Annotated in this window: 11 protein-coding genes; 5 read left to right on the forward strand and 6 right to left on the reverse strand. The window is 41.4% G+C overall.

The genetic code is table 11. From position 1 onward, the window contains the following. The first annotated feature begins 60 nt into the window (after window positions 1-60). The 4 genes from SHALO_RS13430 (at window position 61) to SHALO_RS13445 (ending at window position 3,854) form a co-directional block, all read left to right on the forward strand. Window positions 61-876 carry a helix-turn-helix domain-containing protein gene (locus tag SHALO_RS13430; protein ID WP_084010957.1) on the forward strand — a complete coding sequence of 272 codons (816 nt, stop codon included), beginning with the start codon at window positions 61-63 and terminating at the stop codon, window positions 874-876. A 74-nt stretch (window positions 877-950) separates the two neighbouring features. Next, window positions 951-2,234, forward strand: coding sequence for a hypothetical protein (locus SHALO_RS13435; protein ID WP_069478971.1), 1,284 nt, complete (start codon window positions 951-953; stop codon window positions 2,232-2,234). Window positions 2,235-2,251: 17 nt separating this feature from the next. After that, a complete protein-coding gene (locus SHALO_RS13440; protein ID WP_069478972.1) occupies window positions 2,252-2,734 on the forward strand; it encodes a YceI family protein in 483 nt (160 codons plus the stop codon). Window positions 2,735-3,011: 277 nt separating this feature from the next. Then, complete coding sequence (locus SHALO_RS13445) at window positions 3,012-3,854, forward strand: helix-turn-helix domain-containing protein (protein WP_069478973.1); 843 nt, start codon at window positions 3,012-3,014, stop codon at window positions 3,852-3,854. Between the two features lie 132 nt (window positions 3,855-3,986). Here the strand turns inward: SHALO_RS13445 and SHALO_RS13450 are convergent, their stop codons facing one another. The 6 genes from SHALO_RS13450 to SHALO_RS13485 all read right to left on the reverse strand — a co-directional run bounded on the left by SHALO_RS13450 (window position 3,987) and on the right by SHALO_RS13485 (window position 11,189). Further along, window positions 3,987-4,886 (reverse strand): formate dehydrogenase subunit gamma, encoded by a 900-nt coding sequence (locus SHALO_RS13450; protein ID WP_069478974.1) that lies wholly within the window; start codon window positions 4,884-4,886, stop codon window positions 3,987-3,989. 10 nt (window positions 4,887-4,896) lie between these two features. Beyond that, entirely contained in the window at window positions 4,897-5,451 is a 555-nt protein-coding gene (gene fdh3B, locus SHALO_RS13455) for a formate dehydrogenase FDH3 subunit beta (RefSeq protein WP_069479433.1), read from the reverse strand. Window positions 5,452-5,474: 23 nt separating this feature from the next. Beyond that, entirely contained in the window at window positions 5,475-8,300 is a 2,826-nt protein-coding gene (locus tag SHALO_RS13460; protein ID WP_420801902.1) for a formate dehydrogenase subunit alpha, read from the reverse strand. A 21-nt stretch (window positions 8,301-8,321) separates the two neighbouring features. Then, window positions 8,322-8,531 (reverse strand): twin-arginine translocation signal domain-containing protein, encoded by a 210-nt coding sequence (locus tag SHALO_RS13470; protein ID WP_069478977.1) that lies wholly within the window; start codon window positions 8,529-8,531, stop codon window positions 8,322-8,324. 259 nt (window positions 8,532-8,790) lie between these two features. Next, window positions 8,791-9,510 (reverse strand): TorD/DmsD family molecular chaperone, encoded by a 720-nt coding sequence (locus SHALO_RS13480; protein WP_069478979.1) that lies wholly within the window; start codon window positions 9,508-9,510, stop codon window positions 8,791-8,793. Beyond that, complete coding sequence (locus SHALO_RS13485) at window positions 9,507-11,189, reverse strand: 4Fe-4S binding protein (RefSeq protein WP_069478980.1); 1,683 nt, start codon at window positions 11,187-11,189, stop codon at window positions 9,507-9,509. The genes SHALO_RS13480 and SHALO_RS13485 overlap by 4 nt, the downstream gene beginning before the upstream one ends. Before the next feature lie 205 nt (window positions 11,190-11,394). Between SHALO_RS13485 and SHALO_RS13490 the strand changes: the two genes are divergently transcribed. After that, window positions 11,395-12,558 carry an ABC transporter substrate-binding protein gene (locus SHALO_RS13490; protein ID WP_084010961.1) on the forward strand — a complete coding sequence of 388 codons (1,164 nt, stop codon included), beginning with the start codon at window positions 11,395-11,397 and terminating at the stop codon, window positions 12,556-12,558.

Raw genomic sequence — 12,558 nt, forward strand, 5'->3', positions numbered from 1 at the left:
TTCTTCCCACTCATGAAAAGATGACGAAAAAATAATAACCATTTCTTTATAAAGGAGGAAATGATGACACTACCTCATTATAGTATTACAGAAGAGCATTTTAGAATCGATAAAATCGAATATCTAACGCCTGTTCCTCGGCATAAACATGATTGCTATGAGCTTTTTTTTATTCTTGAAGGCGAAGGAACATTTTACGTGGATTGTCAGAGTTATGAAATTCACAAACACTCCTTTTTTCTCGTCTCTCCCAATCAAATCCATGGCTGGGAACACACGCGCAATCTTCATGGGTATCTTTTGAAATTCGATGCCTCTTTCTTCTCTGAGCGATCGTTCATCGAATACATCTCTCTTTTTCATTTTGATACGGTGAATGTCAGCGAGTCTGAATTTTTATCCTTTGAGTCTGTTCTGAAAAGCTTACATGTAGAATACCGCACATCCAAATCATTTAAAGATTGCACGATTACCAATCTACTTCAAATTTTGCTCATTTATGTCAAACGTGCGTTACCTGCAAAACCTGCATCGTTTATGACCAATGCGCTTTTTACAAAACTCAATGATCTTATGCATGAGAACAACTACCAAATCACACCTGTCACCTACTACGCTAAAAAATTAAAAACCAGTGTCAAGCTTCTCAATCAAGCTATTAAAGAGAGTTCAGGCTTTAACTGCGGTGAATTTATTCGCACGAAGACGATGCAAGAAGCCAAAAGACTTCTCAAATACGACACCATGTCTTGCAATGAAATTGCTGATCGTTTAGGCTTTATAGACCCCTCGTACTTCAGTCGATTCTTTAAACGTGAAGTGGGTGTTTCTCCCAAAAATTTTCGTAACGCATTGGAACAAAAGTACAATTTTTAATAATGAAAATCCATTTTAAAAAGAAAAGTTAATCGTTATAATTTATCTGAAATTTAACTTTCGGAGGAATTACAATGAAAAAAATCGCTATCGTACTTTTAAGTACTGTTGTCTGTGGCACTTTGGCGAGTGCTAAGATTGTTCAACAATTTGAACCAGAAAAAGATACTTCTGCTTTCAGTGGAAAACCAGAAGTCAGTTTTGCCGTTGACTTGTCTTTTTACTATCAAGGATTAAGTCAAGACTGGCAAGGTACTACGACAAATGGCACAACCTATACCACCAACAGTGGTATTGAAGAAGCGCTTATTTTGCCAACGGCAAACTTTGATATTTACGGAAAAATCATGAGTGGTTTTAATGTTAAGTTACAAACCATGCTAGCAAGTCACCACCACAATGAAACCTATGTTAAAGGTGGTTATGCAACCATCGATAACTTGGATTTTATAGCGCCTGGTTTTCTCTCAAACATTATGCACGATACAACGATTAAAATCGGTGTCAATGACATTAACTATGGTGATGATCAGTACAGAAGAACGGATAACGCGAATGTGATGCGAAACCCCTTTATCAATAACTTAGCCGTTGATGGTTACACACAAGGTACGCATATTGAAGTGCTTTACCGTATTCCGGCTATCAGTTCATTTGCGATGGTGGGTATCACGAACGGTCAAGCTAACCCTCAAGATACAACCATTGTTGAGACATCAAGTACAAGCAGTAACCGTTATGCGCTTTATGGTAAACTTGGATTCGATCACGAATTCAGTGATGATTTACGCTTTAGAATTAGCGAATCTGTCTATTATATCGAAGGTGTCAACAGAGTTGATTTATACAATGGCGATAAAGCAGGTAATGTTATTCGAAACGTTTATGGTACAGCAAATACCGATGTTTTCTCTTCAGGATGGCAACCAACATCGGTTTACACTTCTGTGGGTACAGCGACCATAACACCGGATGTTCTTGCCGCTAAAACAAACCTTTTCTTAAAATACAAAGATACCGAATTTTACGCTATGTATGAAGTCATCAATGCAGAAGACATTAACGGTAAATCTGCCGATACAAAACACTACGCAGTCGATCTTGTCCAACGTTTTTACAATGACAAATTCTGGCTAGCAGCACGCTATGAAAATGCTGTTCAAGAATATCAAGATGCCTTCAATGACTTTGGTGATGCAGAATTAACCCAATGGCAATTAGCAGCAGGTTGGTTCCTCTCTAAAAATGCTGTTGCAAAAATCGAATACATCGATCAAGAGCGTGAGAAATTTTCTATCTATAGAAACGGCAACGCAAGCTTCAACGGCTTTATGGTCAACGCAGCGCTTAGCTTCTAATTTTACAAGGATTTAACGTGAAAAAATTGATTTGCAGCCTTTTACTTTTATCTGGTTTGGTTTACGCTGAGAACATTGAGATTCATGGAACATCGACACTCCATGATTGGAAAATGGTCTCAAACAAAACCGATGTTGCTTTTGAAAACGATGGTTCTAAAATCACAAAACTGAACGTTTCCGTTCAAATTAAAACACTGAAAAGTGGTGATGAAGGACTCGATGAGAAAGCTTATGAGACACTCAAAATTGATCGCAACAATGTGATTACCTTTAAGCTTCTTGAAGCTGATTTAGCAGCAGGCACGGTTAAAGGTGTTTTCAAAGTGCTTGATAAAGAGCGAACCGAAACACTGAAGCCTGAAGTTTTAACGCTCGATCATGTTGCGGGTAACTTTAAAGTCAAAATGACAGAGTTTGGTCTTGAAATCCCATCTGTTATGTTTGGTGCAATTAAATCAGGTGATGAAGTAACCGTTAAATACGACATCAAGAAATAAGATCCTTAAACCCATATTCTAAGAAGAGAGGTCATGACCGCCAAGCTTCCTCTCTTCTAAAACTCCTTAAATAGTCTCTTTGCTACAGCTTTTTTATAAGAGCTGTAGCAAAAATTGTGTCCTATTTTAGAGGTGAGTCAGTCCATTAAATTAAGTATTTCATGTTAGAGTACACGCGTATGAACATTGCTATACTTATTGAAGTGTATCGTTTCATTTCACAGCCTCGTTTACATGTAACGATGCGAATACCATACAAATTTTAGCAGGAAATCTAATGCACACGGAAGTCAAGCTTTTTTACGATATTGACCCAAACAGCCCCAATGAGGAGCGAAATTTTTTTATCGGACAAGCTAAGCATGCACCTTTGCCAGAAGGAACGCCTCCTCCACTCCCGCACCGTCACCCTTTTTATGAAATTATTTTTGTTGAAAAAGGCAATGGCATTATGCGCATTGACTTTACCGATAGACCGATGCAAAAAGGCTCTTTGTACCTGATGCTCCCTTCTCAAATCCATTTACCTCTTTACACGGGAGAATTTCAAGGCTTTTTGCTCCGTTTTGACATCTCCATTTTTGCAGACAAGACATTTTTGGAAAATCTCTCTATCTTTAATTTTGATTATCTGCTGGTTGAAGAGCCCGCTTACAGTGCCTTAGAGGGGTTGTTACTCAGTTTACATGAAGAGTTTAAAAGCGAAAAAGCACTGAAACAGTGTACGATCAACAACTTACTCAAACTCTTTTTGATTCAAGTACAAAGGCTTCTGCCCAATGTCGTCAATGAAAACACCCAAACGACTATTTTTGGCTCACTCAACACTCTTTTAGAGAGCAATAATTATAAAATTCAAACGCCCGCTTTTTATGCCAAAAAACTCAAAATTTCACTCAAAGTGCTCAATCAAGCCGTCAAAGAGTACACAAGCATTCCTTGTGGTGAATACATTCGCTCCAAAACGGTCATAGAGGCCAAACGACTGCTCTGTTATACAGGAATGAATTCCAATGAAATTGCTGCGATGCTAGGCTTTGAAGATGCGGCCTATTTTAGCCGCTTTTTTAAACGAGAGACGGGATTTACCCCATTGGTATTTCGAAAGCAATCACTTTAAAAAAAGCCCCATTTCTGGGGCTTTTATCTTTACATGTAAGCCTACATGTAAAACAATTTTTCTGCCTCACAAGAGGCAAGCTTCAGTGACTCCTACGTAGTTTTTCAAGCTTGGCTTGGAAAGCGTGTAAAGTTAAAACTTGCCTTTTTCTTTCAGCTTCTTATACCACGCATTGTGAAGGATCTTCACTTCCTCTTCTTCGACGTAGCCTGTGATAATGCTATGCACAGCGCCTTTAATCGCAAACATAGACATATACACATGGGTAATGAAGAGTGCAACGACGGCAAATCCCATAACGTTATGCAAAATCGCTGCAACGCGCAGTAAATCAATCTGGCTAAGACCTGTGATATTATGTAACATTTCCATCTTGAAGTCCAAGAAAAACATAAAAGCACCACTTAAAATCATCGTGATGCCACCAAGGATTGCGACCCAGTACCACATCTTTTGACCGGCGTTAAATTGGGTTGCATTAATGATCTGTTTCTCTTTAGAAAGGTAGCCTCCGAGAATCATAAACCACTTCACATCTTCCAGATTAAACAGTGCCTCTTTAAGCCACATCAACGCCATTGGAATGACCACAATCGCAAAAGGAATGGTAAAGAGTCCATGAAGGTTCTTTGCCATTCTCACGAGCGTTCCACCCCCAAAGAAGTCACCAAACACGATGATGAATCCTGTGGGAAGCAGCACCAAAAAGCTAACCGCCGCAATTTGATGGACGGTTCGATGAAACAGATTAAAGGCATAATGTTTGTTATGACTGTGTGGGAATACTTTAGGCCCTACGATTTTATAGTGTAAGAAAAACACCAAAGGAACGCCTAACAAGACGCCTAGGAAGATCCATGCAAAGTATTTGCTTTGCAACAGGGTAAACAAGGGTCCTAATTTCCATGACTCTTCTTGTCCGTATCCTAGAATATTTTGGATGCGCATCTCACCCCAGATTTGGCTATCAGTGGCGTATGCCACTGATGCCAAACACAGAGCTGCAATGAACAGTGTCATATACTTTCTCATTGCTGCTCCTTTATGCACCTTTACCTCGACCCGCTACCCTTTTGCGGTAAATGGTTGAGACACTCTCCGCATCGCCAACAAGAAGCGCATTGGTAGAACACACCGCCGCACACATCGGTACACGTCCCTCAGCGATACGGTTTTGACCGTAAAGATGTCGCTCTTTTTCAGAGTTCGTCTCAAGTGGTCCTCCTGCACACATCGTACATTTATCCATCGCTCCCTTAGCACCAAAAGCACCATCTCGTGGGAATTGTGGAGCACCAAACGGACATGCGTACAAGCAGTAACCACAACCGATACACTTCTCTTTATCATGAAGGACGATGCCGTCTTCACGAATGTAGAAACAATCCACTGGGCAAACTTGCTCGCATGGTGCGTCTGTACAGTGCATACATGCAATCGATGTTGAGACTTCTTTACCTTCAATACCATCAAACAGCGTAATGACTTTACGACGACTAATACCCGTTGGAAGTTCATGCGCCTCAGCACATGCGACTGAACACGCAAAACACTCGATACATCTGTTATCATCACAGTAAAATTTCATTCTTGACATTTCATTACTCATTGTCCACCCCCCTATGCTTTCTCGACACGGCATAGACCCGCGTTGAATTCTGAAATTTGTGTGATTACGTCAAAACCATAGTTTGTGATGGTGTTTGAGCTCTCACCGATAGCATACGGTTTCGTACCTTCTGGGTAATTCGCACTCAAATCGATCCCTTGGAAAACACCTGCAAAGTTGTATGGCATACAGATACGGTCCGCGGTAACACTGTGATTATGGTACGCTTTAACCTTGATCTTTGTGCCATGCGGCGCATGAATCCACATCATGTCACGATCTTTAATGCCATGTTTAAGCGCCAAGTCTGGGTGAATGTTACAGAACATCTCTGGCGTAATCGCTGAGAGGTATTTGCTCGTTCGCTCTAACATACCAGCACCTGAAAGGTTAACAACCCTCATGCTGACCAACATGGTTGGGAACTCTTTTGACCAATCTTGCTTTTGTTGCTCAGACTTAAATTTCGTCTCAACACGGAAGTTTTTAGGCTGATCTTCATAGGTTGGGTATTTCGCAACCAAATCCCATCTTGGTGAGTGAATAGGCTCTCTATGCAATGGCACTGGATCTGGGAATTCCCAAACAATCGTACGTGCTCTTGCGTTTCCATAAACACAAACCCCTGCTTCGCGTGCTTTTTGCTGAATGAGTCCACTAAAGTCCATCGCCCAGCTTCCGCCCATTTGCGCTTTTTCTTCCTCGGTCAATGTAATGCCAAGCACTTTTTCGATGTTCTCTTTCGTGAGTTGTGGGTAACCACCCTCGATTTTTGAGCCTTTAACCGTAACAGATTTATCGGCGAGTTGGCTTACACCATTGTGCTCTAAACCAAAACGATTTCTAAAGCCCATACCGCCTTCAGCCACTGGAACATCACGACGATAAAGAATAGGAGAACCCGGATGTTTATCATCCCAACATGGCCATGGAAGCCCATAGTACTGACCTTTCATTGGTCCTTTTCCCTCTAGGGTTACAGGATCAAACATATGCCAGTTCTCTTGATGGCTGCGAAGTCTCTCAGGAGTCCATCCGCTTAAGCCAATGGATTTGATAGTTCTTGCAATTTCCGTGACTGCGTCATCTGGCCATTTGAAGTCATTTTTCACTTGAACGACTTTGCCATCTTTAACGCCCATCTTCATACCCTGAACAAACTGATCGTAGAAGCCAAATTTCTTCGCAAAAAGGAACATAACCTCTTCGTCTGTTTTGCTCTCATAAAGAGGCTCAACGACTTTACTTCTCCACTGATTTGATCTATTGGTAGCCGTTACCGTTCCTTCACACTCAAACTGAGTTGCAACAGGTAAGATATAAATGCCATCTTTGCGACTCGTTAGAACAGCTGCTTCGTTGACAAATGGCTCTGCAATAACCACAAGGTCGAGCTTGTCCAATGCTTCTTTTATTTTCGCTTGTTGAGACATGGAAGTAATACCCGTTCCTTGAATCCAAACGGCACGAACCGGTGCTGAAGAGTATGTTTTCACCTCTTGAAGAACACCTTGCCACCATTGAGAAAGTGAGTAACCTTTTTCATTCATCCATTTTTTCTCAAAGAATCTGCCTTTGAGCCATTCATAATCCACACCCCAAGACTGCGCGAAGTATTTCCAAGCACCATCTTCAAGACCATAATAGCCTGAAAGTGAGTCTGCAAGGTTACCCATATCGGTTGCACCTTGAACGTTGTCATGTCCACGAATGATGTAAAGTCCACCACCTTTTTTACCCATGTTGCCAAGAGCAATTTGAAGGACTGGAAGGATTCTGGTGTTAGATGAGCCCACACTGTGCTGTGTAATACCCAGTGACCATGCAATAGCGCTTGGTGTATTTTTAGCAAAAAGTGTTGTTGCTTGAATGATTTGATCGACTGGGATGCCTGTAACATCAGAAGTGAGTTCTGGTGTCCACTTCGCAGCCTCCGCACGGATTTGATCCATCGCGTAAGAACGTGTGTCGATAAATTCTTTATCTTCCCAACCATTTTTGAAGATGATGTGAAGCATTCCGTAGACAAATGCAATGTCTGTACCTGAACGAATACGTAGGTAAAGATCTGCTTTTGCCGCACTTCTGGTGTAAATTGGATCAACAACGATCAATTTTGTACCATTACGGTCTTTTGCTTGTAAGAAGTGTTTAAATCCAATAGGGTTTGCAACGGCTGAGTTTGCACCAATCATCATAATGACTTTTGCATTAACAGCATCGCCGAATTGTTGTGTCATAGCACCGTATCCAAATGTATTCGCAGCACCTGCGACGGAAGCACTATGTCAGATTCTAGCTACGTGGTCAATATTGTTTGTTCCCCACATTGCAGCAAATTTTCTAAAATAGAAAGATTGTTGCAAGCTGAATTTTGCTGAACCTAAAAACTCGACAATGTCTGGGCCATTTTCGGCACGCATTTTAAGCATTTTCTCTGAAATCTCGTTAACAGCTTGATCCCAACTGATTCGTTGCCATTTTCCGTCTACTTTTTTCAGAGGATATTTAATACGTTGTGTACTCTTCACCAAATCAATCTGGTCAATACCTTTACAACAATGGCTGCCTTCACTGATTGGGTGATCTTGAGCCACATCTTGGCGTACCCACACACCGTTTTGAACTTCAGCAATGATTCCGCAACCCGCAGAACAAATGCTACAAATCGTTTTAACTCTCTTGCTACCTGGGAATGGATTTTTCACTTCTTCTTCAGTGGCTGGTCTGATTGAGTCACTGGATGCAAAGGCTGAACCTGCTCCAAAACTCGCTCCGATCGCTGCCATTTTAAGAAATGATCGTCTTCCCATGTGCAAAGAGGCGTCTTTTAACATCTCTTTACTCATCTAATCTCCTTAGACTGCCGCGTGATAATACGCGTCCCAATTAGCTGTTTTTGTGTAGAGAATCTCTTTTTTCTTCGATTTTCCCTTAACAACGCCGTTACTGTTACTCCCTGCTGTTTTTGCACCTGTGTCGCTCGCAATGGCTCCGACACTCACGGTTGCAGCGACTGCACCCACACTCAGAGTTTTCTTAAGAAAACTCCTTCTTTGATCTTGCATGGTCATTTTCTCCTTGCAGAATTTCTCTTTGACTTCAAAGAGAGAGTTAAAAAAAACAGTGGTTTTTTTAGCTCTCTCTTTTTCATTTTTATCTTTAACACGCCTTTAGAGCAAAGCTCTAAAAGCTACGCTAACGCTGAGTTTGATCACGCAGAGTGCCCACGCACCCTTGGTGCTTTTACTCATATTATCTTTACATGTAAAGCGTTTACACTATGCAAAATTAGCATATTAAAATGCCTTAAAATAGTGTAGATATTTAGAGCACGAACTCTTCAAAATTCTTCTTTGGTCTTGGTGTTAATGGTTTACGTGGTTTCTTATGCTCTTTGGTGTAGACTTTTGGCGCTTGATCTTCTTTTTCGCTAACAGGTTTTTTCACATCCAAATAGAGTCGCTCTAATGCTACAAAAGAGTGCATAATCACAGCTAATTCTTGGTAAAAATGGCTGTCTTCGTGAATGTAAAGGGCACCAATAAAATCATCCACAAACGGATTGAGAATGTTGACAAACACTTCGCGTGAAAGCTGAGCACTTTTCTCATTACCCGCAAGCTCTTCTTCGATCATTTTTTGCATAAACAGCATAATAAACCCAACATGATCTTCCATCTCTTTAAACTTTTCCGTATCGCGTCTGAAGTTAGAACTTAGAACATAATTGACCATCTCTAAACGCTTTTTACCATCATCGCGGTTCTCAAGAAAATATGACGCCGTGACAGGAATAAAGGCAGAATAAGGGCTAAAAAAGACCGTATCACTCTCCTCTTTTAACAGAGTATAGCCTCCGCTAATAAGCAAATTTTGCATATTACTAAACGCGAGTTTACTCTCATCATCGAGAGGGTTTTGCGCTAAAATATCGATCGTTTTTTGAATCACCTCAAGATCATTCTTGTTTTCAAAAAACATTAAAAGTGAAGCAAAGAGTCCGTAATAAACGGCTCTTGCTTTATTGATTGCCTCTTTATTCATAGATTGAGTCCTTTGTTTTCATTGTCCATGTGCGCTTGAAACATCACTTTGGGTTTACAGGCGGCACAACAGTAGAGTGTTCTAAGCTTCACAGCATCATTGCCAAAAAGCGGCGTCATAATCGCTGCGATTTTCTCAACCGCTTTAACGGTGGCAAAAGGCGTCCCACACTCAATACAGGTAAAAAGCTCATCTTTCGCCATAATGCGTTGCGAAAACCAACTTGGTTTTAAGCGCATCTCATCTTTAATGACGCTCAGACAATCCTTCTCAGGACAGGTCACTTCACAATAGCCACAATTCGTACAAATCGATGCGTTAAAACGAAGGGAATTATCTTCAGGATGCGCAGTCAAGGCGCGTACATTACAGGCTCCCACACAACTCAAACACAGCGTACATTTACTCTCATCGATAATGATGTCGCCATAATGCACATGTTCCCCAGTCTTCACCACACCCAAATCTTCACCATCCACTAAATGCGAAAGGCGTGCTGAGAAGATCTCGCGTTTGCGAAGACCGTCTTCATTGATACCGTACATACACTCAGGAAAGCTTTCCATACTTTCAAAAATACGCGCCAAATCAGCGCTATCTTCACAAACGTAAATCGCTTTTTTATGGTACTTTTTCTCAAAAATTTCGTTGATGATGCGAATCACATCCCCCGTACCTTTGGAGATAAAATCGGTGTAGAAGATGATCGGATTGCCACTGGTTTGAAGCAGATTTAACAAATGCGCCTCATGCAAATACTTCTCACCCTCAATCATCAAAGGTAAAACACCCTCACGTAAGGGAATATCAATCAAACCTAAATCCATTTTATTCGGAATAATCAGTGCCGTTGCACCTTTAAAAGACTCACTCAAATGGGCAAAAGCAATACGTGGCATCTGCGTATAATCAAGTGCTCCACTCGGACATACGCTCACACAACCACCACAGCCATGACAGTCAATGTGTGAAAAGGCTAAGTGCTTGGTTTCATCCTCTTTCAAAATCGCAACCGTTGGGCAGACCTCAGCACATTTACCGCAAATCTCTGTGCGTCTTTCATGGTACTGACAGATGGATGGATCGTAGTTGATAAAATTTTTATAGTGGTACTCACCTTTATTGTCACGAAGCTTTTTAAGCGCGCCTTCCAGTCCAAGAAGGGCTGGATCATACACGCCACTTTGCTTCATCGCAAAAAGGGGAGCATTCCACCAGATGATCTGATCGCACTCTAATTCGAGGAGTTCATCCTCTTTTTTGAGCGTTACATGTAAAGAACCAATGTGACCGTTCACATCTAAAATCGTTGAGGGAGAAAGAAGCATCACGGTAAAATCTTCATCTCTTAGTTCTGCTTTAAGGGCTTCAAGACTTTCATCGTCGGTAACGATAAGCACTTTGTTGCCGACCTCTTGCGCGTAGTCCATATCTTGCGCAAAATCAAAGCCAAGGGCACGTATGGCATAGAGTTTAGTGATCGTGGAAATTTTATTTGCAATGCTATCGCGTGAGTGTTGGAGGTAAAAATTGATCTCTGGTGCGTAAATAATTGCCTCTGCCTCAGGGTCGTTCGAGACTAAAAAATCACCATGACAAGGGCTTTTAACCAGTTCTATCGCTTCGTCAAGAGGGAAATCAATACCAACGGTATCGTAGAAAACGTACTCTTTTTGCATTTTACATCCATTAAGTGGTAAATAAGAATTTACCGAATTGTAAAATGAATTGGATTAAATCGTTCTTAACAAGAGTATATTTATCCGCTTAGTAAGCATTATATATTTAATTATATAACGTAGTAGTGGTGTTTTTTCACTATTATCTTGCGTTAATCTTCTTCCGTTATAATAATAGGTATGAAATGACAAAGGTGTTACAATTTTGGTAAACAAAAACTTTCTAATCACAAGCTTTTTAGCCTTAATCGTGCTGGTACTCCTCTTTTCTTTCGCCACTTCGTATAAAAGTGTGGAAAAAAACACCATTGTCCTAGGTGCCTCGCTACCGCTCACTGGCATTAACAGCCATTTGGGTCGCGATGTCGTTGTGGGGGCAAATGCCTACTTCAGCCACACCAATGCCAGAGGTGGCGTGCAAGGTAAAAAGATTGAATTTATCCAATATGACGACAAATACGAACCTGAAAACACCTACAGCAATACCATCAAACTCATCACCAAAGATGACGTTTTTGCCCTTTTTGGCTTTGTAGGAACACCTACGGTCAAACGTGTGTTACCGCTCATCACGGAAAGCCAGATCCCTTTTATCGCTCCTTACACTGGCGCTTCGTTTCTTCGCACCAAAGAGACACCGAACATCATCAACTTTCGAAGTGCTTACACCGAAGAGCTTGATGCGTTAGTAGAGTACCTCACGAAGCAAAAAAACATTACGCGCTTTGCAATTTTCTACCAAAACGATGACTACGGCGAAGAGGGGTATATCGCGCTCTCAACCGCCCTTGGTAAACGCAACCTGCAACTAATGGCAGAGGGAACCTATAAACGCAACACGCTCTCCATTCGCCATGCGATTCATGAGATTGAGGCGGCAAAACCTGAAGCCATCATCTTGGTGGGCTCGTATAAACCTACGGCTCGTTTTATCGAAAAAGTGAAAGAGTGTTGCCCACAACAGATCATCTTTTGTCCCATCTCTTTTGTCAATGCAGACGCCCTTATGGGGGAACTGCACGGTAACGGTGAGAACATTCTCTTTTCTCAAACCGTTCCCTCTTACGATGATTTTTACTCCAAAGAGGCGGTGGAGTACATCAAAAATCTTGCCTTTTACTACCCAGAGGAGAAACCCTCATTGGTCTCTTACGAATCGTATTTGGCAGCCAAAGCTGTGGTCACGGCGCTTAAGGCGATCAATGGAGCGATCACACCGGGTAAGTTTTTGGATCACCTCAAACATGTTCCCACCCAAACGCTTGATAACATTCCTTTAAAATACCACAATGCCCAACTGCTCAATCAAGTCTACCTCTCAAACTATGCTAACGGCAAATTTGAGATTATTCAAAAGTACGAGTACTAA

The sequence above is a fragment of the Sulfurospirillum halorespirans DSM 13726 genome, from assembly GCF_001723605.1.
Classification (GTDB): Bacteria; Campylobacterota; Campylobacteria; order Campylobacterales; family Sulfurospirillaceae; genus Sulfurospirillum; species Sulfurospirillum halorespirans.

Excerpts from the sequence above, each read along its gene's own strand:
- SHALO_RS13480 (WP_069478979.1), bottom strand. The coding sequence starts at position 9,510 with ATGAATAAAGAGGCAATCAATAAAGCAAGAGCCGTTTATTACGGACTC.
- SHALO_RS13435 (WP_069478971.1), top strand. The coding sequence starts at position 951 with ATGAAAAAAATCGCTATCGTACTTTTAAGTACTGTTGTCTGTGGCACT.
- SHALO_RS13470 (WP_069478977.1), bottom strand. The coding sequence starts at position 8,531 with ATGCAAGATCAAAGAAGGAGTTTTCTTAAGAAAACTCTGAGTGTGGGT.
- SHALO_RS13485 (WP_069478980.1), bottom strand. The coding sequence starts at position 11,189 with ATGCAAAAAGAGTACGTTTTCTACGATACCGTTGGTATTGATTTCCCT.
- SHALO_RS13430 (WP_084010957.1), top strand. The coding sequence starts at position 61 with ATGATGACACTACCTCATTATAGTATTACAGAAGAGCATTTTAGAATC.
- SHALO_RS13450 (WP_069478974.1), bottom strand. The coding sequence starts at position 4,886 with ATGAGAAAGTATATGACACTGTTCATTGCAGCTCTGTGTTTGGCATCA.
- fdh3B (WP_069479433.1), bottom strand. The coding sequence starts at position 5,451 with ATGTCAAGAATGAAATTTTACTGTGATGATAACAGATGTATCGAGTGT.
- SHALO_RS13445 (WP_069478973.1), top strand. The coding sequence starts at position 3,012 with ATGCACACGGAAGTCAAGCTTTTTTACGATATTGACCCAAACAGCCCC.